Raw genomic sequence first — 20,918 nt, forward strand, 5'->3', positions numbered from 1 at the left:
TCGACCGGCATAAAGCAAAAACGGTGCCGCGAGCGACACCATTTTCACGCCCTAAGGTGGCGTTTTTGGAAAGGCGGCGAGCAGGCTCTAGCCGAAACGGCGCACATTGCCGCGCCGCGCGGCCAGTTCCTCGACGACATCGCGGATTTCGCCGATCGATCTGCGCAGTTCGGCCATTTCCTCGGCATCGCGCGAGGGCGCGGTCTGTGGAGGTGCGGGCTGAGCCGGTGCGGCGGCCGGCTGAGGTGCCGCGGGTGCGGGATATCCCGCCTGCCACCAGACGGCGGGATGCGGTGGCTGCGGTGCCGGCATCGGTGGCATGGCCGGATGCTGCCATGCCCCCGGCTGCTGCGCATAAGGGTCGTGCGTCGGCCAAGGCTGCGGTGCAGGCGGCCAGGCGGCCGGCGGATAGGCTTGCGGCACGGGCGGCTGCTGCGGCCAGCTGGGAGCGCCGGCCTGTGCGGCCGGTTGGGGCTGGGCAGCGGCGGGCTGCGGCGCATAGGCCGCATGGGGATAGCCGGGATACATGGTGCTCGTGTCCTTGGTGCGGTTGCGAGTGGGGGCGGGGGCGTCGGGACCGGGGTCGGGGGCGCTGCCATCGGCAACGGTCAACGCGTCGAGGCGCAGCGCCTTGCGCAGGCCCGCTGCGGCGGCAAGGCCGAGGCCGAGGAGGAAAAGACCGACGGTAAAGGCGACGGCGATCGTCTTGCGCGACATGGACGAGGCGCTGCGCGGCGGTTCGGCTTCGGCGAGCACGGCGGCGTTGACGGTGCCGAGCGCGCCGATCTCGCCGGTCTCGCGGGCGCGCAGCAGCGCGCCATTGTAGATCGCGCGCGCCGCTTCGGCCTCGGCCTGCAGATCGCGCAGCGTCACCAGCGCATCGGTCTGCTCGCTCACTTGCGCCTTGGCGCGGGCGACCTGGGCGGCCAGTTCCTGCTCTGTCTGCACGGTGCGGCGCAGTTCCGATTGCGCGCCTTGCACGATGCGCTGCAGTTCGCCGGCTATGTCCTGGCGCGCTGCTTCGATCGCCGCATTGGCCGCTTCAAGGCGCGGATGGCGCGGGCCGAGCTGGTTCTGCAACTGCGCCGCGCTCTGGCGCAGCGCGGCATGCTGCGCGCGGAATGTCTCCAGCGACGAGGTGATCAGGTCCGCCGGCACCGATCCGGAAATGGCTGCATCGACGCTGATCTCGCTGGCCTGTTCGGCCTTGGTGCGCGCACGGATCGTCAGCGCGCGGGCTTCGGCGAGTTGCGCGCTGGCGGTCGCCAGTTCGTCCTCGCTCAGAAGCCGGCCCTGGGTCGTCATCAGCCCGTTTTCGAGCCGGTACTGCTCAATGCGCCGTTCGGCTGCCTCGACCTTGGACTGCAATTCGTCCAGCCGGCCGGTCAGTGCCTCGTTGGCGTCGCGCGCCTTGTCCGAGCTGATCGAACCCTGTTCCTCGACGAAGGCAAGCGTGACCTCGTTGGCCAGCATCGCGGCCTTTTGCGCCGACCGGGCCTCCACACCGATATTGATGACGAAGGTCCGCGTCGAACGGTTGATGCTGATCGCGTCGCGCAGATTCTCCAGCGTTTCGCGGTTGCTGGTCTCCACCGGCGTCTCGCCGCCGAACAGCGACAGGATCACCCCGATGCCGTCCCGCAATCCGACACCGCCGCCGGCTTCGCCATTGAACTCAGGGTCCTGATCGAGGTTGGTGGTCTCGATCACCCGCTCGAGCACCGGGCGCGACCAGACCAGCGACAGCCGGCTGTCGACGATGGCCAAGGCGGCTTCATTGGCCAGAAACTCGCGCTCCAGGTCGCGGCCGACAAGCTGCACCTCGCGCGGATCGATCAGCACTTCCGAATAGGCGGTGTAGCGCTGCGGTGTGCCAAGGGCGACCAGAACGCCCAGCACCGCGCCGGCAAGCGTCAGGCCGGCGATGATGAAGCGCCAGCGCCAGATCGTCGCGATCATCGCGATCGGGTCGATCAAGGCGCCATCCATGGGTTGGCCGGTCTGCGGCGTCGGCATGGCGGGTTCGCGCCGCGGATCGTCTGTCGCGGCCGTCGCCCTCGCCGGACGCGTTCGCCGGTCGTCGGCGGAAATCGGCCGGCCGCCATGTTCTGTGGCGGGCTCGGCGTCCGTGGACGTCTTTTCCGGCTCGCCCGCCAGCGCCGAAAGCAGCGGGTTCGGCCTTTGCGCGGCACGGCGGGCGCGGGCCGTACGGAATGTCCGGGCGTTGTCCCGTTCCGGTGCGCGTTCGGCCGGTTCGGCCGCGTCCGCGCGGGCGCGCATCAAGAGCGATCGCCTTGCGCCGGTGGAGGGAGGATCGAACATGGTGCCCGCATGACGAAAAACTCGGCCAGCCCATTCCGGCCGAATTGGTAAACGCAGGCTAAAGAGCCATGGGAAACAAAAGGTTAATTTTCGTGGTCGGCGCCCGCTTTCCGCAACGGCAGTTCGGTCGGGTTCCGATCCCGCCACACAACCCGATCTTAAAGGTTTTCTGCAAGGCTGGTGCCCGTGAAACAGGCCATCGCACAAAGCGCGCCCCCGGTCATGGCGCATGGGGGACCGGAGACCGCAGCCCAGCTTGCGGGCAAATATGCGCGCGCCTTCTCCGGCGACGGCGCGCGGGTCTTCATCCAGCTTTTCTATTTCTATCTCGTCGCCAACACGCTGACGATCGCCGAGTTCGGCCTGTTCGCAACCGCCTCGTCGGTCGGCATCGTGCTGTCGCGGCTGGCGGGCTTCGGCTTCGTGTCGCCGCTTTACCGGGTGGCGACCGTCAAGCCGCATCTGATCGGCGCCTATACGGGCGGCTACATCGCCGCGTTGCTGCTGTCATTGCCGCTGGTCGCGGCGATCGGGCTCGGCGTCCATGGGGCGCTTTTTGCCGGGGCGATGCCGCTGGCCGCCTTTGCGATGATCGTCGGCACGGAAGTGCTGTTCTGGCGGACGCTGGAAGTGGTGATCATCGTCAACAAGGGGCTGGAACGGTTCGGCCGCGCGTCGATCGTCATCGTGTTCGGCTTTTCGGCCAAGGCCGCCGCAGCCCTTGCCCTGGCGCTGTCGCCCGCGCCCGATCTGATGGTCTGGGCGCAGATCTACATCGTCACCCAGGCGCTGATGGCGCTGGTTGCCGTGGCCGTCTTCTATCCCCGGCTGCGTTTGCGCCTGCCGCTGCGCCTGTTCGGGCGGCGCATCCGCGACGCGCTTTCGGTCAGCGGCGCGGAAATCCTGTTCTATCTCCAGAACGAACTCGACAAGCTGATCGTCCTCGCCCTGGGCGGGCCGGCCCTCGCCGGGCTCTATGCGATCGTGATGCGGCTGGTCGATCTGACGGCGATGCCGGTGCGCACCTTTTCCACGCTGCTCACCCAGCGCCTGATGCGCCGCCCGCAACTGCTCGAAAGCGTGCCCATGCGTGCCCTTTTCGAAGCGGGTATCTTCTTGCTCTCGACCTTGGGCCTTCTGGCGATCGCCGCCGTCTTCGCCGTAAAGCCGGACATATTGGGCGACAATGTCGCCCAGGCCGCGCCGCTCGTCATCGCTGTCCTGTTCGTACCGGCGCTGCGCAACCTGATCGAATATCAGGCCGAGCTTCTGTACGGGCGCGGCCAGACGGTGACACGCCTTGTGCTCTATGCGCTGGTCGGCACGCTCAAGGCGGCCCTGATGGTGCTGCTTCTGTCGCACGATTGGGCCGGCGGCCAATGGCTGGTCTGGCTCAACGGGGTTTTCGCCGCGCTCTACGCGGTGTCGTTCGCCGTGACCTACCGCGCCCTGGCGCAGCCCGCCATCCGCGTCTGAAGCCGGTCAGGCCGCTGCTGCCCGCCGGCCCAGCACCGCGGCGCGGAAGCGCTCGGGCGCCATGTCCACGAACGACTGGACGCCGATGCCGACCTGGCCCGGCTTGAGGCCGGCGATCATGGCGTCGAGTTCGGCATCGCTCGGTGCCGGGTCGAACCAGCGCACTTCGCATGTCAGCCGGTCGACCGCGTGGTGGCCCGCACCGCCCAGAACGCCATCGACATAGGCGCCGTAGAGCATGCATTCGGAGAATTTGCGCTTGCGGCCGATCACCGCGACCCAGTGACGGCCGTGCACCTGCTCCATCCGCGCGCACATGCCCAGAATTGTGCTGCGCTTCCAGGCGGTGAACTGGCCGACATAGTCATGGTCCTGACGGAGAGACTTCTCGATGCCGAGCGCGTCGGCGGCATGGGCGACCCAGTCCATATGGTCGCCCGCGCGGACCTCCCGCGCGCCATGGTCGTGACGGTAAAAGCGCATCGCGTCGCCGACCCACATGTCGGCGAGATCGTAGGGGCGCACGAAGGCGGTGTCGGAATCGCAATAGAGCAGGCCGTCATCGTCGATCAGGCCGGCGATCGCGATGCGCTTGATCTGCTGGACGTGCCAGCCGACAAGCGGCAGCGTGCGCGGGCCGATCCAGACGCGCCGGCCGCCCGGCGACAAGGGACTTGGAACGCGCCGGAGCCACCAGGGCAGCAATTCGGTCTCGGTGATGATGCGCCGGCGCGGGCCTTCGAGCCTGCGGAACAGCGGCGCGTCGATCGTGTCGACCAGAAGATAATGCATCGAATAGCCGGTGACATAACGGTCGATGCTCTCGCACAGGATCGCGCAGCGCTCGAAGTCAGGCGCATGGGACGGCGTGACGATGGCGTTCGTCTTGGCGGTCATGGCTGGTGGCTCCCCGTCAGCCGCTGGCGCAGAACCCGGGCCAGAAAGACCGGGTTTCCGACGATGTAGCGGCGCCAGAGGCGGCGCGGTTCCCGCCACAGCCGATAGACCCATTCGCTGCGCGCCCGCCGCAGCAAGAGCGGCGCACGCGGCACCTCGCCGGTGCTCAGGTCGAACAGCGCGCCGACGGCGATCGGAACGGTACAATGATCCGGCGTCAGCCGCTCGACGATCCATTTTTCCTGCCGGGGCACACCGAGCGCGACCAGAAGGATGTCGGGCTTCCATCGCGTCAGCGTGTCGAGAAGCGCGGCCTCGCCGGCCGCATCGACGAAGCCATCGGCCAGCGCGCGGTAGTCGTGCCGCGGATCGACCGTGCCGAAATGGCCGGCCGCCAGTTCGGCGACGCCGGGGCGTGCGCCGAAAAGCCCGACCTTCATCGGCCGCCTGGCCGAACGGAACAGGGCAGGCACGAAATCGGTGCCGTTGAGATTGGCGCGGAACGCCGTGCCATAAAGCATCTTGGCGGCGACATCGACGCCGACGCCGTCCGACAGCACGGTGAACCGCGAGAGGACGGCGCGAAACGCCGCGTCATCGACCCCGATATTGGCGTTGTTGGCGTTCAGGAAGGCGATCGGGCGATAGGTCTTGCGATCGATGGCGGCATGGACCATGTCCAGCGCGTCTTTTTCGGTGAGATCGGCCACCGCAACGCCCAGAATGTCACGCTGGCCGGCAGGCTCGTCAAAATGGGTCGCGGCAATGTCGGTCATGGCTAGTCTGCTGTGGTCTGATCATCGGCAATGCGGCAATCCTAGCGTTCCGGCCTTGTGTTTGCGTTAATGGCCCGCCCGAAATGCGCTCAGAGCCTGTGCGATTGCTGCGTCCATGCCGGCGATCTGCGAGGCGCGGAACGCGGTCGCATCCAGATCGGTCACCGATCCGGTGCGGTGACCGACGATCTGCTCGGCCAGAAGCTTGCCGAATTCACGCCCCGTGTCGGCGATGCGCACATTCGCCGGCACGTCGGCGATGCCGCGCAGCGAGGAAGGCGTCGCGACGGCCGGCAGCCCCATCTCGAACGCTTCGATCGTCTTGAGCTGGACGCCGGTGCCCGCGCGGGCGGTCAGCGTCACGATCCGGCATTGGCGTATGAACTGCTTGGCATCGACCACCCGGCCAAGGAATGTCACGCGCTTGTCGCGTTGCGGGAACCCGGCCGGCAGCGCCCCGGCGATGGCGATCGTCACCTGCTCGGGCAGATGCGGAACCACTTCCTGCAGGAACCATTCAAGCCCGATCCGGTTGGGCGTCCATGTCCAGGTGCCGATCATGCCGGCATCGAAGGCGGGGACCCGCTGGCCGGCGGGGATGGCCGTCGCCGAAAGGGGCGTGACGAGTGGCAGCACCGAAGCGCGCTCCGACCCTTCGAGCCCGAAGGTTGCGCGGTCCTCCTGCGTCAGCGTCCAGACATGGCGCGCGCCGGCGACGAGCCGTTCTTCCAGCGCACGCAGATGACGTGCCTCGCGGCGATACATGAACCGTTCGACCGGGCTGCTGGCCTGCCGGGCGGCTTCGGCCGCGCTTTGGTGTTCGACATTGTGCGCGACATAAAGATAGGGCTGGTCCGTGAGCGCTTTTTCGAAAGCGCCGGCAAGGCCGACGCCGTTGATGACGACGGCGTCAAAGGGCCCGATCTCGTCCAGCGCGGCGCGAAACGCCGCATCGCCAAGCACGCGCAGCTTGGCCGAGGCGAACGGCAGCCCGCCGGCCATCGCCCTGGCGAGCCAGGCCAGTTTCTGGCGGGTCGAGGCATTGTCGGTCTTGACGTCGAGTTCGCCAAGGCTCCTGGTCCGTTCCGGCGCATTGAGACTGCTGCCCGGCCATTGAAATCCGATGTGGCTGACCGTCGCCCCGGCACGCTCGAGGCCGTCGACGATGGCTGCGTTGGCGATTTCGAACCCGCTTTCGGGCGCGCCGCACGGGACAAGGGAAGAGGCGAATACCAAGTGCATCGAAATCCGGCCCGGTTGCAAACACGGCCCTTATGCGTCCGCAGGTCTGAAAGCGGCCTTAACGGCAGCATCCATGAAACCCATCCTTAACGCCTTTCGTGATCTATGCAGGGCAAAGCGGGCGGGTCGGTCAAAGGAGCAGACGGGTCGATGAACCAGAGTCTTACCAACAACATCTCGCATGTCGCCCGTTCCCCCGGCCTCGACATGGACGCCGTCGAAGTGGCGGTCACCATACCGACCTTCCGGCGCCCCGAACATCTGATCCGCACGCTCGACAGCATCGCCGCGCAGGAGACCGGACGGCGCTTTGCGGTCGTCGTCATGGAAAACGAGGCCGAAAAGCGCGAGGGCGCGACGGTCGCGGCGCCGAAATTCGAGGACGGCACCTATCAGGGGCTCTTGATCGTCGCCCACGACCGCGGCAATTGCCATGCCTACAATGCCGGCTGGTTCACCGCCTTCACACAGTTTCCCAACCTCAAATATGTCTGCGTGATCGACGATGACGAGATCGCCGATCCGCACTGGATCGAAAATCTGTGCGCCACATCCGAACGGTATGATTGCGCGCTGGTCGGCGGCCCGCAATGGCCGGTCTTCGAGGGCAATCCGGAGGAGAAGTGGAAGACCCATCCGGTTTTCACGCCGCACTATGGCGAGACCGGTCCGGTCAAGATCATCTTCTCCTCGGGCAATCTCCTGATCCGCAACGACGTGCTGCGGACCCAGCCCCAGCCCTTCATGGACCTGCAGTTCAACTTCACCGGCGGCGGCGACGCGGACTTTCTGCGCCGCGCGCGCGACGCCGGTTTCCAGACCGGCTGGTGCCAGGAAGCGCCGGTCTACGAGACCATCCCCGAAAGCCGCGTCACATGGGACTGGATCCAGAAGCGATCGCTGCGCAACGGCCAGCTGTCTGCACGCATCGCCCATCGCCGGAACGCGTCCAAGCCGCTGGGCTGGTCGAAGACGATCGCCCACAGCCTGGCGCTGGCCGGCGCGTCGCCGCTGCGCGCCGCGCTGAGCTATGCGCGCAACCGGTCGGTGCTCAACGCGCTCTATCCGGTGCACATCGCGCTGGGCCGGATACAATCCGAGTTCGGCCATGCCAATGAGCAGTATCGCAACCCCACGGACTGACGGCCTTCACGGCCCCGTCCGCGTCACCGCGGGCGCGCTGCGGCTTGTCCTGGCGACGGCCGTCCTCGCGCTGATCTGGATCTCGCTCGACCCGTTCGCCGCCGGCAGACTGTTCGGACGCAACGAAGCGAGCCTTTTCGACCAGGGACGGCTGATCAACCAGCTCGGCTATTCGGCGATGGCCGCGCTGACGCTGGCGGCCATCCTGTCATTCGTCGACCGGCGCGTTCTGGCGCGCTTTGTCTCGGTGCCCTGGCTGATCATGGCCGCCATCGTCGCTGCATCCGCCTTCACCACGGACGTGGCGGGCGCATGGCGCTCGGTCGCCTTTACGCTGATCGCGCTCGGCATGGCCTCGGCCCTGCCGCTGCTGCCGGCAACGCGCGGCGATTTCGAAACCGTGCTCAAGACCGTCTCGCTCGCGCTTCTTGCCCTTTGCTACGCCGGTCTCGTGCTCGATCCGGGCGCCGCCATGCATCAGGCGGCCGACCTCGAGGCCCAGCATGCCGGGCTCTGGCGCGGCGTCTTCACCCACAAGAACATCGCCGGTCCGGTCATGGTCATGGTCGGCTTCGGCGGCATCTTCCTGATGCGCCGCCGGCAATGGCTGTCGGGCGGCCTGATCGCGGTGCTCGCCTTCTTCTTCGCCTACAATGCCGGCTCCAAGACCGCGCTGGCGCTGGCGCCGGTCACCATGGCGCTGGTCCTGTTGCCCGGGCTCTTCGGCCTGCGCTTGATCGGCGCCATCGCGGCGATCGCGGCGATCGCTGCCGCTCATGCGCTGACCGTGGGCTCGGTGTTCGTTCCGGCTTTCGACGCGGTCCTGCGCACCTTTCACGAGACGACGACCTTCACCGGCCGCACCGCGATATGGGATTTCGCCGGCGACTATCTTTTCGCACGTCCCTGGACCGGGTTCGGCCTGGACGGCTTCTGGGGCAACGATTTTCTGCGATCGACGGAACAGCCCTTCGACCGGTCATGGGACCCGCGCGGCATCGTCCACGGCCACAACGGTTTCATCGACATCCTGCTGTTTCTCGGTGTGCCGGGTCTGCTCCTCACCGTCTGGCTCACCGTTCTGGCACCGGCGGCGGACTATGTGCGCGCCGGAGCACAGTCGCGCGACGGTGCGCTGGCCGACCTGTTCTTCATGATCATCGTATTCGCCGTTCTGGTCTCCGCGCTCGAAAGCTTCTTCTTCCGCCGCGCCGATCCGATCTGGCTGACCATGGTGATCGCGCTGGCCGGCCTGCGCCTGAGCGCCCGGCTGCCGCTGCGCGCCTGATCGGGCCCCGATCCCGCTCTGAAGGCTTGCCATGGGCGGCGGGCCATTGCAGGTTTGCGCGCCGGAACCGACAGGGGAGAATGCCGGGTGCTTGCAAGGGACATGAGCGTCGTTCTGGTCGGATGCGGCAATATGGGCTTTGCCATGCTGCGCGGCTGGATCGGGACCGGAACGCTGCCGCCGGGCAATGTCCATGTGGTGGAACCGCTCGACACGCTGCGGCTGCGCGCCGAGGACCAGGGCGTCAATGTGCATTCCACCGCCGCCTCGCTGCCCGCCGCGCTTGCGCCGGCCATCGTCATCGTCGCGGTCAAGCCGCAGGTGATCGGCGACGTGCTTGCCGATTACGGCCGCTACGCCCAGCCCGGCCGCGACACCATTTTCGTCTCGGTCGCCGCCGGCGTGCGGATCGACCGGCTCGAACATGCGCTCGCCCCCGGCGCGCCGGTCGTGCGCGTCATGCCCAACACGCCCGCCGCGGTCGGCCACGGCGCGATGGTGATGTGCGCCAACCCGTCCGTCACCGACCGGCAACTGGCGGCCGTGCGGCAATTGATGGCGGCGAGCGGCGAGGTGACCGAGATCGCTGACGAGGCGCTGATGGATGCGGTCACCGCCGTTTCGGGGTCGGGCCCGGCCTATGTGTTTCACCTGATCGAGGCGCTCAGCGAGGCCGGCCGCGCCGTCGGGCTGCCGGACGAGATCGCCGGCCGGCTGGCGATGCAGACGGTCTTCGGCGCCGCCGCCTATGCGCGCGAAAGCGCCGACGATCCGGGCACGCTGCGCGAACAGGTCACCAGTCCCAACGGCACCACGGCGGCCGCGCTCGACGTTCTGATGCGTCCGGGCGGGCTGGCCGCGCTGATCGGGGAGGCGGTCACAGCCGCGCGCGATCGCGCCGTGGAGCTCGGCCGATGAGCTACCGCGTCCACGGTTCGCCGATCTCGCGCATGACACGGGTGACCTGGATGCTCGAAGAGCTCGGCGCGCCCTATGAACTGGTCCATGCCCGGCTCGGCACGCGCGACCTTGTCGGCCTGTCGCCGTCCAACAAGGGCCCTGTGCTTGTGGACGACGGTTTCGTCCTGACCGACAGCGCCGCGATCTGCCTCTATCTCGCCGACAAGCATGGCGATGCCGGTTTCGGGCCGCGCGACGCGCGCGAACGGGCGCAGATGGAAAGCTGGCTGTTCTTCGCGCTGGCCGAGTTCGAGGCCGTGATGTGGACCAAGATCAAGCATCGCGTGCTTCTTCCAAAGGAGATGAGGCTCGATGTCGGCCCATGGCTCGCGGCGGAATTTGCGCGTGAACTCAAGACCTTGCACCGGCGCCTCGGCGACAACGACTATGCGATGGGCGACCGCTTCACCTGTGTCGACGTGATCCTGGGCCACTGCGGACGCTGGGCGATGTATGCCAAGTTTCCGATCGGCAGCGAACCGGTCGCCGCCTATTTCGAGCGCGTTCTGGCGCGGCCCGCCTACGCGCGCGCGATCGCCGCCGAAGAGGCGCTGGCGGCCCGGACCGGTCCGGAAAGCTGACGATAGCGGTGTCCGGAACCGCTTGACGCACCCATTCAGCCATTGCACAAGCGCGCGAATTGTCCGCAAATGAGGACAATTGGCACAATAGGGCTTGGCGCAGCGCCGCATGATCACAGTTGAATCCGTTTCCAAGCAGTTCGGCGGCGTGCACGCGGTGCAGGATGCCTCGCTGAACATCGCCAAGGGGTCGATCACCGGGCTGATCGGTCCGAACGGCGCCGGCAAGACGACGCTCTTCAACATCATCGCCGGCAACATTGCGCCCACAAGCGGCACGATCCGGCTCGACGGCGAGGATGTGACCGGCCTGCCGCCGCACGAACTGTTCGCCAAGGGTCTGCTTCGCACCTTCCAGATCGCCCATGAATTCTCGACGCTCACCGTGCTCGAGAACCTGATGATGGTGCCCGGCGACCAGGCCGGCGAAAGCCTGCTGAGCGCCTGGTTCTCCTATGGCGAGGTGCGCCAGCAGGAAAAGGCGATCCGCGAGCGGGCGATGGAGGTGATCGACTTCCTCAACCTGACCCATCTGACACAGGAACTGGCGGGCAATCTCTCGGGCGGCCAGAAAAAGCTGGTCGAACTGGGCCGTACCATGATGGTCGATGCCAAGGTCGTGCTGCTCGACGAGGTCGGCGCCGGCGTCAACCGCACGCTTTTGAACGAGATCGGCGATGCCATCGTCCGGCTCAACCGCGAGCGCGGCTACACGTTCTGCATGATCGAGCATGACATGGATTTCATCGGCCGGCTCTGCGACCCGGTGATCGTGATGGCCGAGGGTTCGGTTCTGGCGCGCGGAACCGCAGACGAGGTGCGCAACAACGAACAGGTGATCGAGGCCTATCTCGGTCGCGGCCTGAAGAACGCGCCGCGCAGGAAACACGCCGAACAGGCCGGGGAAGGCGCCTGATGTATCTGACCGGACAGGGCATGACGGGCGGCTATGGCGGCGCCGACATCATCAAGGACTGCACGATCGGTGTAGACAAGGGAGAGATCGCCGTGATCGTCGGACCCAATGGCGCCGGTAAGTCGACCGCCATGAAGGCGATGCTCGGCATGCTGACGATCCGCAAGGGCCATGTGCGGCTGGGCGACAAGGACATCACCGCGCTGACGCCGCAGGCACGGGTCGGCGAGGGCATCGCCTTCGTGCCGCAGACCAGCAATGTCTTCACCGGCATGAGCGTCGAGGAAAACCTCGAAATGGGCGCCTATCTGCGCCGCGACGACATCCGGCAGACCATGGCCCAGGTCTATGACCTGTTCCCGATCCTGAAGGAAAAGCGGCGCCAGAACGCGGGCGAACTGTCGGGCGGCCAGCGCCAGCAGGTCGCCGTCGGGCGCGCGCTGATGACGCGGCCCTCGGTCCTGATGCTGGACGAGCCGACCGCCGGCGTCTCGCCGATCGTCATGGGCGAACTGTTCGACCGGATCATCGAGGTGCGCGACACCGGCCTTGCGGTGCTGATGGTGGAGCAGAACGCACGCCAGGCGCTGGAGATCGCAGACCGCGGCTATGTTCTGGTCGGCGGCGTCAACTGGCGCGAAGGCACGGGCGAGGAACTGCTCGCCGATCCCGAAGTGCGCAAATCCTTCCTGGGGGGCTGACATGCCGGACGCGACCGACATTCTCAATGCCCTGGTCCTGATGACCAACTTCGTGTTCGTGCCGGCGCTCGCCTATGGCAGCCAGCTCGCGCTCGGCGCGCTCGGCGTGACGCTGGTCTTCGGCATTCTGCGCTTTGCCAACTTCGCCCATGGCGACCTGATGGCGTTCGGCACGACCATCGTCATCCTGATAACGTGGGGGCTGCAGGCGCAGGGCATCACCGCCGGACCGGTCCCGACCGCCCTGATCGCGCTGGTGCCGGCGATCCTCGTCACCGCCGTCGCCGCGATCCTGATCGACCGCTCGGTTTTCGGCTTTTACCGCAAGCGCCGCGCCGCGCCGGTGGTCCTCGTCATCGCCTCGGTCGGCGTCATGTTCATGCTGTCGGCCATCGTCCGCTTCATCATGGGAACCGATGATCGCCGCTTCACCGACGGCGAGCGCTTCATCATCCGGGCGCGCGAGTTCCGCGAGATGACCGGCCTCGACGAGGGGCTGGCGATCCAGACGACCCAGGCGCTGACCGTCATCGTCGCCATCGTCACCGTGACGGCCCTGTTCATCTTTTTGCGCCGTTCGCGCACCGGCAAGGCGATGCGCGCCTATTCGGACAATGAGGATCTGGCGCTCCTGTCGGGCATCAATCCCGACCGCGTCGTGCTGATCACCTGGATCATCGCCGCCGCGCTCGCCACCATCGCCGGCGCGCTCTACGGGCTGGACAAGAGCTTCAAGCCGTTCACCTATTTCCAGCTCCTGCTGCCGATCTTCGCCGCGGCAATCCTGGGCGGCATCGGCCAGCCGATCGGCGCGGTCGTGGGCGGCTATATCGTCGCCTTTTCCGAGGTGATGATGACCTATGCCTACAAGCGCTTCGTCACCTATCTGGTGCCTGAAAACTGGGCGCCGGAGGGGCTGCTGCAGTTTCTGGGCACGGACTACAAATTCGCCGTCTCGTTCATCATTCTGGTGGTCGTCTTGCTGATCCGGCCGACCGGCATCTTCAGGGGGGCGGTGATCAAATGACCGACACGACCGTCGATACCGCCGAACAGGCCGCATCCGCCGATACCGACAAGCCGGTCCACGCGATCGTCGAGCGCAAGGCGTCGCCCTGGCGCGCGCCGCTGACCTTTGCCGCCATGGGTCTGGCCCTCATCGCCACCGGCGTGTTCCAGTCGCCCGCCGTCGCGCTGACCATCCTCAACATGAGCCTGGTCTCGGCGATCATGGCGATGGGGCTGAACCTGCAATGGGGCTATGCCGGCCTGTTCAATGCCGGCGTGATGGGCTTTACCGCGCTGGGCGGCGCCACCGCCGTCGTCATCTCCCACCCGCCCGTCATGGAGGCGCTCGGCGCCGGAGGACGCGGGCTGGCCCTGTCGTTCCTGATCGTCGTTGCGATCATCGCCACGGTCACCTTCATCGCCTCGGCGACGCGCGGGCGTTTCCGGTCCTTCCTGATCTTCGTGACGGTCGTCGCCGGCTATATCGCCCTGCGCCCCGTCTTCGGCGCCGCGGTCGGCGCGGTGGAGGCGGTCGACCCCGCCCGCACCGGCTTCATCGGCGGGCTCGGCCTGCCGATCACCCTGTCCTGGGTCGCCGGCGGGGTGGTCGCCGCGGGCGTTGCCTGGATCATCGGCAAGGTCGCGCTGGGCCTCAGGACCGACTATCTGGCCATCGCCACGCTCGGCATCTCCGAAATCGTTGTCTCGGTTCTCAAGAACGAGGACTGGCTGGTGCGCGGCGTCAAGAACGTCACCGGCCTGCCGCGTCCGGTGCCCTACGAGATCGAATTGCAGCAGCAGCCCTGGTTCGCCGATCTGGTTGAACGGGTCCATGCCGGCCAGCTGGCCGCGATCACCGACGCGGCGGCGCGCGAGGATGCGCTGCGGCAATTCATCGTCGAGGGCTCGGGCCACTTCGTGAAGATCGCCTATGCCGGGCTCTTTACCGTCGTGCTGCTGATCCTTCTGGCGCTGTGCGTGCGCGCGCTCAATTCGCCCTGGGGCCGCATGATGCGCGCCATCCGCGACAATGAGGAAGCGGCCGCCGCGATGGGCAAGGACATCACCAGGCGTCACCTGCAGGTCTTCATTCTGGGTTCGGCGATCATCGGCATCGCCGGTGCGATGATGACGACGCTCGACGGCCAGTTTACGCCGGGCACCTACAATCCGCTGCGCTTCACCTTCCTGATCTGGGTGATGGTGATCGTCGGCGGCTCGGGCAACAATCTGGGCGCGGTGCTGGGCGGCTTCGTCATCTGGTTCACATGGGTGCAGGCCGAACCGGCCGGCGCCTTCATCATCGAACAGATCACCCGCGACATGGACCCCTCGACGCCGCTCTACCAGCATCTGCAGGACATTGCCGCGCCGTTCCGGCTTTTCGTGATGGGCTTCGTGCTGCTCCTCTTCCTGCGCTTTTCGCCCAAGGGAATCCTGCCCGAAAAGGTTCGGCACAGCTGATGAAGGCCCATTTCGCCGCCTGAGGCCCCGATTGTCACGGAGACAAGTTTCGCCTTGAGGCCGGCGCCTCGCCGATGCGATGTCGGATCCTTCGTCACGCTTTGGGGGTCTGGTGTGCGCGCGCAACCGAACAGTTCGAAAACCGGCGTCATGCTGGCCGGCATCTGCCTTGTGATCCTAGGCGTCATGCCGATCATCGCCAACAGCCGGCCCGGCGGTTTCAGCGCGCTGTCCTTCGCCTTCTTCCTGTCGGTCTGGCAGCTGGTCTTTTCGCTGCCGCTGCTGCTGCGCGGGATCGCTTCCCCGGACAGGGGCATTTTCGACGCCGCGGTCGATCCGGCGACAAGGCGGCGAACCCTGACGGTCCTCGTCTCGACCGGCATCATTTTCGGCCTGTCCACCTATGCCTATGTTCTGGCCGTCGAAAAGGCCGGCGCGGTCAGCGCGGCCATCGCCATCGTCTCCTATCCGCTGTTCGCGATCCTGTGGGAGACGCTGTTCCTCGGCCGCCGCAAGTCGGTGTTCGAGCTTGGCCTGACCGGTCTTCTCGTCATCGCGCTGTTCTATCTGGCAACCGGCGGAACCTGGCGGATCGACGGCTTTTCGGTCTGGTTCCTGTTCGCGCTCTCCGTGCCTTTTCTGTGGAGCGTCGCCCATGTGATCATCAAGGAGATGCTGGGACGCACGCCGATCACGCCGGCGCAGATCACCTTCATCCGCGTTCTGGTCTCCAGCGTGTTTCTCGGCATCGTGGTGCTGGCCACGACAGACATGCGAACCGTGCTGGACGATCTGGCCAATTTGCCGTTCCAGGCCTTCGCGCTGGCGATGGGCCTTGTCTACTATGTCGAACTGATCCTCTGGTTCCACGCCGTGCGGACGATCGACGTGTCGCTCGCCAGCTCGATCACCGTACCGTGGCCGGTGCTGACCATGGTGCTCGCCATCGTCTTTCTGGGCGAGCCGGTCGCCATCTACCAGGTCGCCGCCTTCGTCATTGTCGCGGTGAGCATTTACGGGCTGATCCTCGCCGACGCCCGCAAACGCCCCGTGCCCGCCTGAGCTCCGTCAGCGGTAGCGTTCCACGAACCGCCTGAGGATCCGTTCGGGCATCGTGACGCTCTGTGCGTGGCAGTCCGCGATCAGCCGGGCGGCATCGGCCGGGTCGAAATAGCCGTGATCCTTGTAGATGCGGATGCGCTGCTCGAAGACCGCGCCATCGGCCTCGGGGTGGAATTGCGTCGCATAGACATTGTCCTTGTGGCGGATCATCTGGAACGGACAGCTGTTCGACTCCAGAAGATGGGCGCAGCCCTCGGGCAGCGCCTGCACCGCCTCCTTGTGGCCGACAAAGGCGAGGAAATCGTCCGGCAACCCGGCGAGCAGCGGGTCGGTTCGCCCTGCATCGGTGACATGGCACTCAACGGCGCTGATCGGCTCGGAATAGCGGTCCTTGCCGACGGGCGCGCCCAGATGCGCGGCGAGGATGCCGATGCCATAGCAGCAGCCCATATAGGGTATGTCCCGGTCGGTGATCTCCGGCATCAGCCCGAAGATCGCGTCCTCGATCCGCTTGTCCATGTCGGACTTGGTGTCCTCGGGATCGCTGACGCAGCCCGGCCCGCCGCCGACGATGACGCCGGCATAATCGTCCAGACTGAGATCGGCCGGAATCGGATCGCGGTCGAGGCGGATGCGGCGCGTGGCGCCCGCCTCCAGGCCGCCCTTGTCGAGCAGCGCCTCATACTCGCCGTCCGAGGCGTCGGTTTCCGGGCGCAGCTGCAAAACGAGAAACGGCTTCATGCCCGCCTGATAGAGCGTTTGATTGCCCGATGGAATCTTTTCCGTTCAGCGGGCGGCGGTTCGTTCGGCCGGCATGGTCCGCGTCGCGCTTGCCTCGAAAGGGAGCCGGGGGAGGTCGTCTTCGGCCGCCTATGGGGGATCGCGCCGCGGCCGCTATTCGACCGACTGGCGCCGATCGGCGACCATCGCGGCCTTGGCCGGATCATCGAACGTGACCGCTGCACGGCGTCCGTCGTGCAGAACCACGGTCGCGGTCTGCGTTTCGCTTGCCCGCTGGTCGAAATAGACAGGCGCGGTCTCGCCGCCCCGCGCATTCCGGCTGCGCCGCACGACCGGCGCGGCTGCCCATTGCCGTCTGACTGACACGAAACGTGATCGGCGCATGCTCCCGGCGCCGAACTTTCGCGCGATTTGGCCGCCAGCATCCGCTCGCCGGGCTATGGGAGTAAGATTATGCGTCAAACGAAGATCCACTGGAGCGGCCACCCGCCACGCGTAAATCGCGCCCGCGCCGCAGTCGTGACCGAGAGTTGGGCACCGCCGCCGCCGGCGCTCTATACCGGTTTGGCCGGGCTCGGTCTTGCCGCCGGCGCCATGCTCATCGCGGCGGGCCTTGCGCGCCAGCCCGACCTCGGCACCATGCATGCCGCGACCGTCCCCGTTGCCGAGGCCTTGCCGGCCCCCGCCGAACGTCCTGCCCGACCGGCCGCAACCGAGACGGCGATCCAGACCGATGACCGCATCGCCGAAACGGGCACCGCTTCGGTTGAAACGCCGTCGGCGCCCGCCGTCGATGCGCCGCTGGCCGCACGGTTCGGCGGCACAGCCGGCACATTGCAGACCGCACCGCGCATTGCCGCGCCCGCATCGGACGCCGGCCGGCCCGATCCGGGCCTTGCCGCCTTTGCCGGCGGCGCGGCGCCCGTCCGCGCGCCGTTGCCCGCCGGGACCCCGTCCGGCCCCGTCGAAGTGGCGGCGACCGAAGCCGAGGTGCTCGCCATCGAAGAGCGGCTGGCCGCACAAGGCGACCCCAACTTCGTTCTGCCGCCGGAAACCGGAACGGAAGCGATCGAGCCGGCGGCGGGCGCTTCACAGCCTCGGGCCGAAACCGCCGCCGCCCAGCCGGTTCCATCGGCTGATCTGCCGCCGGCCTGGGCGCGTGAACATGTCAATCTGCGCGCGGGCCCCGACAATGACGCGGCCATCCTTGCGATCATTCCCGGCAATGCGGCCTTTGCCGCCGAAGAGGGCTGCGAGCACTGGTGCGCGGCGGTCTTTGAGGGCCAGCAGGGATATGTCTACAACAGCTTCATCCGCCGTGAGCCGTCCTGACGGGCCGCGGAGCATCCGAAGGCAAAGAAAAACCCCGGCCGCCGGCCGGGGTTTTCCGTTCGATGCGCCCGTTGGCGCTGGCGCTTGGCGTCACTTGACCTCGAGGGTCTCCCAGGCGCCGTCGGTCACCTGCAGCACACGGTAGGTGCCTGCGGCTTCGCCCACATCGGTGAACTCGACATTGGTGGCCCCGACATAGTCGATGTCGGTGCCCGCGGCGACCATCTCGAGCGCCTTGCCCAGTTCGCCCGGGCCGATCGGTTCGCCCGGCGCGTTGGCCAGATCCATGATGTTGCCGGCGATCGCGCCGCGGTCGGCTTCGCCCGCCTTCTGCATGGCGAGGATCATCAGCGCGGCCGCGTCATAGCTCTCGCCGCGGTACGGGCCCGAGCCGTCGCCGACGGCTTCGGCGAACATGGCGTTGAACGTGTCGACGAAATCGCCCTCGGCGCCCGGCGCGGTGCCGATCGTGGTGACGTCGCCAAGCCCCGGCAGGTCGAGCAGCGAATCGCCGATCATGCCGTCGCCCAGATAGAAGGTCTCGAACGCGCCGGTGTCGATGGCGCCTTCCATGATGCCGCGGCCGCCCTGGTCGACATAGCCGAGCACGGCAAGCGCGTCGCCGCCGGCGGATGCCAGCGCGCCCACTTCGGCCGAATAGTCGCCGCGCCCGTCTTCATGGGCCGCGGTGATGGTCACCGTTCCGCCCATCGCCTCGAACGCCGACTGGAAGGAATCCGCAAGACCCTTGCCATAGTCGTTGTTGGTGTAGGTGATGGCGATCGATTCGACGCCATTGCCCATCACGACTTCGGCGAGCACTTCGCCCTGGCGCGCATCGGACGGCGCGGTGCGGAAGAACAGGCCGTTGTCCTCGATGGTTGTCAGCGCCGGCGAGGTGGCCGACGGCGAGATCATCACCACACCGTTGGGGATGGCCGCATTGTTGGCGACAGCGGTGGTCACGCCCGAGCAGTCGGCACCCATGATCGAGACGACGCCGTCGGAGGTGATCAGACGCTCGGCCGCGGCGGTGGCGGCGGCGGCGTCCACGCAGGTGGAATCGGCGCGCACGGGCTCGATCGTCATGCCGCCCAGGAACTGGCCGGATTCGTTGGCCTCGCTGATGGCCATTTCCGCGCCGGCGGCCATGTCGGGCGTCAGCGATTCGATCGGACCGGTAAAGCCAAGAATGATGCCCATCTTGACGTCTTCGGCCTGTGCGGCCGCCGTCAGGGCCAGCACGCTGGCTGCGGCGAGAAGCGTTTTTTTCATGACTGAGTAAACTCCCTGTTGAACTCCGTCCGCCCGGCGGCGCCCATCAATCCGGGGGGCCGGGCCACGTGGGCGGAGTTAATCGCAACGGCGGACGCAAGACAAGCCAAACCGTTACCGAATGGTGAACGGGTTTCGCCGGTTGGCGACCAGTTCAGCGACCGTCGAACGAAAAGTTCGGCAACGAATGGAAGGCGCTGCGCAGCGCCTCGCTCCAGCCCTCGGAGATCGTCGCGTAATAGGCATCGCCCTGTTCGATGCGCCCCCAGGCGCCCAGTTCGAAACCGTCGCGCTCATAGATCTGGAAGTCGAGCGGCAGGCCGACCGACAGGTTCGCCTTGATGGTGGAATCGAACGAGACCAGCAGCAGCTTGACCGCATCCTCGAAGCTCATGTCCGGATCGTAGGCGCGCACCAGGATCGGCTTGCCGTACTTGGTCTCGCCGATCTGGAAGAAGGGCGTGTCGCCGCTCGCCTCGACGAAATTGCCTTCCGGATAGATCAGGAACAGGCGAGGGTCGGATCCCTTGATCTGGCCGCCCAGTATGATGGTCGCGTTGAAGGCCGCATCGGCGCTCTGGCCGGCAGGCGCATGGCTCTGCACCACTTCGCGCAAGGTATCGGCGACCATCCGCGCCACCTGGAACATGGACGGCGCTTCAAGGATGGTGGGCTGCCGGTCGCCGGGCGCCTTGGAGCGTTCGTCCAGCAGGCTGACGACAGCTTGGGTGGTGGCGAGATTGCCGGCGGTCATCATCACGATGGCGCGGTCGCCCTTCGTCTGCCAGTTGAACATCTTCTTGAAGACGGAGATGTTGTCGACGCCCGCATTGGTGCGCGTGTCGGACATGAAGACCAGCCCCTTGTTCAGGGTCAAGCCAACGCAGTAGGTCATGTGGGGTTCTCCGAATCGCTTGCCGCCGCAGCGATCATTGCTGCACCTGCAACGTGACAGCCATCTCTTCGGTTCCCGCGCCCACAAGAAGTCCCGAAATCGGCGCCGCCTCGCGATAGTCGAGCCCCGTCGCCACCCGCACGTAGCGCTCGTCCGGCGAAATCGCATTGGAGACGTCGAAGCCGACCCAGCCAAGGCCGGCAATATGCGCCTCGGCCCAGGCGTGGGTCGCGTCCTGTTCGACGCGGTCGTTCATCATCAGATAGCCCGAGACATAGCGCGCCGGATAGCCGAGCATCCGCGCCAGCGTGATGAAGATGTGGGCATGATCCTGGCACACGCCATGGCCGGCTTCGAGCGCCTCTTCGGCGGTGGTTTCGGCATGCGTGGCGCCGGTCTCGTAGCGCACCGCCGCCTCGATGGCGTTCATCAGCGCATGCATGTTCGCCACGTCGTCGCTCGCGCCCGCTTGCGCCAGATCGCGCATCAATTTGCGCAGGCCCGGGCCCGGCCTGGTCAGCGCCGTCTGCCGCCGGAAGTACCACAGCGGCGCAAACCCGCCCTGCGGTCCGACAATGCCCGTGCCGTTGGTCGATTCCACGGTGCCGTGCGAATGGATCACCACTTCGGTCGCGTCCGGATCGAAACTGATCAGTTCGACATGGTTGTTGTGCTGGTCGTCATAGGACAGCTGCTTGCTGCCGCCGGTGATGTCGGTCTGCCACTGCTGAACCGACTGGCCGGCGCGCGACTTCGGCGTCAGCCGAACCTGCTGCAGGGCATGCCGGGCGGGCCGGTCATACTGGTAGCGGGTGGTGTGTGAGATTGTCAGCAGCATG

The 20,918-nt window shown here is 66.7% G+C and carries 20 protein-coding genes; 11 read left to right on the forward strand and 9 right to left on the reverse strand.

All coding sequences use genetic code 11. The annotated features are described in order from the left end of the window. Positions 1–87: 87 nt before the first annotated feature. Entirely contained in the window at positions 88–2,322 is a 2,235-nt protein-coding gene (locus ACOQOU_RS11420; protein ID WP_420578719.1) for a GumC family protein, read from the reverse strand. Positions 2,323–2,508: 186 nt separating this feature from the next. Between ACOQOU_RS11420 and ACOQOU_RS11425 the strand changes: the two genes are divergently transcribed. Next, positions 2,509–3,798, forward strand: coding sequence for a lipopolysaccharide biosynthesis protein (locus tag ACOQOU_RS11425; RefSeq protein ID WP_245412757.1), 1,290 nt, complete (start codon positions 2,509–2,511; stop codon positions 3,796–3,798). Between the two features lie 6 nt (positions 3,799–3,804). Here the strand turns inward: ACOQOU_RS11425 and ACOQOU_RS11430 are convergent, their stop codons facing one another. The 3 genes from ACOQOU_RS11430 to ACOQOU_RS11440 all read right to left on the reverse strand — a co-directional run bounded on the left by ACOQOU_RS11430 (position 3,805) and on the right by ACOQOU_RS11440 (position 6,713). Continuing rightward, entirely contained in the window at positions 3,805–4,695 is an 891-nt protein-coding gene (locus tag ACOQOU_RS11430) for a DUF6492 family protein (RefSeq protein ID WP_306026087.1), read from the reverse strand. After that, positions 4,692–5,471: a WecB/TagA/CpsF family glycosyltransferase gene (locus ACOQOU_RS11435; RefSeq protein WP_306026088.1), complete on the reverse strand. Its 780-nt coding sequence runs from the start codon at positions 5,469–5,471 to the stop codon at positions 4,692–4,694. The genes ACOQOU_RS11430 and ACOQOU_RS11435 overlap by 4 nt, the downstream gene beginning before the upstream one ends. A 66-nt stretch (positions 5,472–5,537) precedes the next feature. Continuing rightward, positions 5,538–6,713, reverse strand: a complete 1,176-nt coding sequence (locus ACOQOU_RS11440; protein WP_306026089.1) for a glycosyltransferase — start codon at positions 6,711–6,713, stop codon at positions 5,538–5,540. A 150-nt stretch (positions 6,714–6,863) separates the two neighbouring features. Between ACOQOU_RS11440 and ACOQOU_RS11445 the strand changes: the two genes are divergently transcribed. The 9 genes from ACOQOU_RS11445 to ACOQOU_RS11485 all read left to right on the forward strand — a co-directional run bounded on the left by ACOQOU_RS11445 (position 6,864) and on the right by ACOQOU_RS11485 (position 15,836). Beyond that, complete coding sequence (locus ACOQOU_RS11445) at positions 6,864–7,856, forward strand: glycosyltransferase family 2 protein (RefSeq protein WP_109767846.1); 993 nt, start codon at positions 6,864–6,866, stop codon at positions 7,854–7,856. Next, on the forward strand, positions 7,828–9,144 hold the full coding sequence (locus tag ACOQOU_RS11450; RefSeq protein ID WP_306026090.1) for an O-antigen ligase family protein: 1,317 nt from the start codon (positions 7,828–7,830) through the stop codon (positions 9,142–9,144). The genes ACOQOU_RS11445 and ACOQOU_RS11450 overlap by 29 nt, the downstream gene beginning before the upstream one ends. Before the next feature lie 102 nt (positions 9,145–9,246). Beyond that, entirely contained in the window at positions 9,247–10,062 is an 816-nt protein-coding gene (gene proC / locus ACOQOU_RS11455) for a pyrroline-5-carboxylate reductase (RefSeq protein ID WP_109767847.1), read from the forward strand. Next, positions 10,059–10,685, forward strand: coding sequence for a glutathione S-transferase family protein (locus tag ACOQOU_RS11460; protein WP_306026091.1), 627 nt, complete (start codon positions 10,059–10,061; stop codon positions 10,683–10,685). Before proC ends, ACOQOU_RS11460 begins: the two co-directional genes overlap by 4 nt. Positions 10,686–10,794: 109 nt before the next feature. After that, positions 10,795–11,601, forward strand: coding sequence for an ABC transporter ATP-binding protein (locus ACOQOU_RS11465; protein WP_109767848.1), 807 nt, complete (start codon positions 10,795–10,797; stop codon positions 11,599–11,601). Beyond that, on the forward strand, positions 11,601–12,302 hold the full coding sequence (locus ACOQOU_RS11470) for an ABC transporter ATP-binding protein (protein ID WP_109767766.1): 702 nt from the start codon (positions 11,601–11,603) through the stop codon (positions 12,300–12,302). The genes ACOQOU_RS11465 and ACOQOU_RS11470 overlap by 1 nt, the downstream gene beginning before the upstream one ends. Position 12,303: 1 nt before the next feature. Continuing rightward, positions 12,304–13,329, forward strand: a complete 1,026-nt coding sequence (locus tag ACOQOU_RS11475; RefSeq protein WP_306026092.1) for a branched-chain amino acid ABC transporter permease — start codon at positions 12,304–12,306, stop codon at positions 13,327–13,329. Further along, positions 13,326–14,774, forward strand: coding sequence for a branched-chain amino acid ABC transporter permease (locus ACOQOU_RS11480; RefSeq protein ID WP_306026093.1), 1,449 nt, complete (start codon positions 13,326–13,328; stop codon positions 14,772–14,774). Before ACOQOU_RS11475 ends, ACOQOU_RS11480 begins: the two co-directional genes overlap by 4 nt. Before the next feature lie 114 nt (positions 14,775–14,888). After that, positions 14,889–15,836 (forward strand): DMT family transporter, encoded by a 948-nt coding sequence (locus ACOQOU_RS11485; protein WP_306026094.1) that lies wholly within the window; start codon positions 14,889–14,891, stop codon positions 15,834–15,836. 6 nt (positions 15,837–15,842) lie between these two features. Here the strand turns inward: ACOQOU_RS11485 and ACOQOU_RS11490 are convergent, their stop codons facing one another. Next, positions 15,843–16,577, reverse strand: coding sequence for a glutamine amidotransferase (locus tag ACOQOU_RS11490; RefSeq protein WP_306026095.1), 735 nt, complete (start codon positions 16,575–16,577; stop codon positions 15,843–15,845). A gap of 153 nt (positions 16,578–16,730) precedes the next feature. After that, on the reverse strand, positions 16,731–16,961 hold the full coding sequence (locus tag ACOQOU_RS11495; RefSeq protein ID WP_306026096.1) for a hypothetical protein: 231 nt from the start codon (positions 16,959–16,961) through the stop codon (positions 16,731–16,733). Positions 16,962–17,030: 69 nt separating this feature from the next. Here ACOQOU_RS11495 and ACOQOU_RS11500 point away from each other — a divergent pair, with 69 nt between their 5' ends. After that, positions 17,031–17,909 carry a hypothetical protein gene (locus ACOQOU_RS11500; RefSeq protein WP_109767770.1) on the forward strand — a complete coding sequence of 293 codons (879 nt, stop codon included), beginning with the start codon at positions 17,031–17,033 and terminating at the stop codon, positions 17,907–17,909. A gap of 90 nt (positions 17,910–17,999) precedes the next feature. Here the strand turns inward: ACOQOU_RS11500 and ACOQOU_RS11505 are convergent, their stop codons facing one another. The 3 genes from ACOQOU_RS11505 to ACOQOU_RS11515 all read right to left on the reverse strand — a co-directional run bounded on the left by ACOQOU_RS11505 (position 18,000) and on the right by ACOQOU_RS11515 (position 20,917). Beyond that, positions 18,000–19,184, reverse strand: coding sequence for an ABC transporter substrate-binding protein (locus tag ACOQOU_RS11505; RefSeq protein WP_109767771.1), 1,185 nt, complete (start codon positions 19,182–19,184; stop codon positions 18,000–18,002). Between the two features lie 154 nt (positions 19,185–19,338). Next, positions 19,339–20,079 carry a proteasome-type protease gene (locus tag ACOQOU_RS11510; RefSeq protein ID WP_109767772.1) on the reverse strand — a complete coding sequence of 247 codons (741 nt, stop codon included), beginning with the start codon at positions 20,077–20,079 and terminating at the stop codon, positions 19,339–19,341. Between the two features lie 34 nt (positions 20,080–20,113). After that, positions 20,114–20,917, reverse strand: a complete 804-nt coding sequence (locus tag ACOQOU_RS11515) for a transglutaminase family protein (protein WP_109767773.1) — start codon at positions 20,915–20,917, stop codon at positions 20,114–20,116. Position 20,918 lies beyond the last annotated feature (1 nt).

It is taken from the genome of Oceaniradius stylonematis (genome assembly GCF_965223445.1).
Lineage (GTDB): Bacteria > Pseudomonadota > Alphaproteobacteria > Rhizobiales > Rhizobiaceae > Roseitalea > Roseitalea stylonematis.

What these genes read in the sequence shown, in the direction of transcription:
- ACOQOU_RS11420 (WP_420578719.1), bottom strand. Translation starts at nt 2,322, where the DNA reads ATGTTCGATCCTCCCTCCACCGGCGCAAGGCGATCGCTCTTGATGCGC.
- ACOQOU_RS11430 (WP_306026087.1), bottom strand. Translation starts at nt 4,695, where the DNA reads ATGACCGCCAAGACGAACGCCATCGTCACGCCGTCCCATGCGCCTGAC.
- ACOQOU_RS11435 (WP_306026088.1), bottom strand. Translation starts at nt 5,471, where the DNA reads ATGACCGACATTGCCGCGACCCATTTTGACGAGCCTGCCGGCCAGCGT.
- ACOQOU_RS11440 (WP_306026089.1), bottom strand. Translation starts at nt 6,713, where the DNA reads ATGCACTTGGTATTCGCCTCTTCCCTTGTCCCGTGCGGCGCGCCCGAA.
- ACOQOU_RS11445 (WP_109767846.1), top strand. Translation starts at nt 6,864, where the DNA reads ATGAACCAGAGTCTTACCAACAACATCTCGCATGTCGCCCGTTCCCCC.
- ACOQOU_RS11450 (WP_306026090.1), top strand. Translation starts at nt 7,828, where the DNA reads ATGAGCAGTATCGCAACCCCACGGACTGACGGCCTTCACGGCCCCGTC.
- proC (WP_109767847.1), top strand. Translation starts at nt 9,247, where the DNA reads ATGAGCGTCGTTCTGGTCGGATGCGGCAATATGGGCTTTGCCATGCTG.
- ACOQOU_RS11460 (WP_306026091.1), top strand. Translation starts at nt 10,059, where the DNA reads ATGAGCTACCGCGTCCACGGTTCGCCGATCTCGCGCATGACACGGGTG.
- ACOQOU_RS11465 (WP_109767848.1), top strand. Translation starts at nt 10,795, where the DNA reads ATGATCACAGTTGAATCCGTTTCCAAGCAGTTCGGCGGCGTGCACGCG.
- ACOQOU_RS11470 (WP_109767766.1), top strand. Translation starts at nt 11,601, where the DNA reads ATGTATCTGACCGGACAGGGCATGACGGGCGGCTATGGCGGCGCCGAC.
- ACOQOU_RS11475 (WP_306026092.1), top strand. Translation starts at nt 12,304, where the DNA reads ATGCCGGACGCGACCGACATTCTCAATGCCCTGGTCCTGATGACCAAC.
- ACOQOU_RS11480 (WP_306026093.1), top strand. Translation starts at nt 13,326, where the DNA reads ATGACCGACACGACCGTCGATACCGCCGAACAGGCCGCATCCGCCGAT.
- ACOQOU_RS11490 (WP_306026095.1), bottom strand. Translation starts at nt 16,577, where the DNA reads ATGAAGCCGTTTCTCGTTTTGCAGCTGCGCCCGGAAACCGACGCCTCG.
- ACOQOU_RS11495 (WP_306026096.1), bottom strand. Translation starts at nt 16,961, where the DNA reads ATGCGCCGATCACGTTTCGTGTCAGTCAGACGGCAATGGGCAGCCGCG.
- ACOQOU_RS11500 (WP_109767770.1), top strand. Translation starts at nt 17,031, where the DNA reads ATGCGTCAAACGAAGATCCACTGGAGCGGCCACCCGCCACGCGTAAAT.
- ACOQOU_RS11505 (WP_109767771.1), bottom strand. Translation starts at nt 19,184, where the DNA reads ATGAAAAAAACGCTTCTCGCCGCAGCCAGCGTGCTGGCCCTGACGGCG.
- ACOQOU_RS11510 (WP_109767772.1), bottom strand. Translation starts at nt 20,079, where the DNA reads ATGACCTACTGCGTTGGCTTGACCCTGAACAAGGGGCTGGTCTTCATG.
- ACOQOU_RS11515 (WP_109767773.1), bottom strand. Translation starts at nt 20,917, where the DNA reads ATGCTGCTGACAATCTCACACACCACCCGCTACCAGTATGACCGGCCC.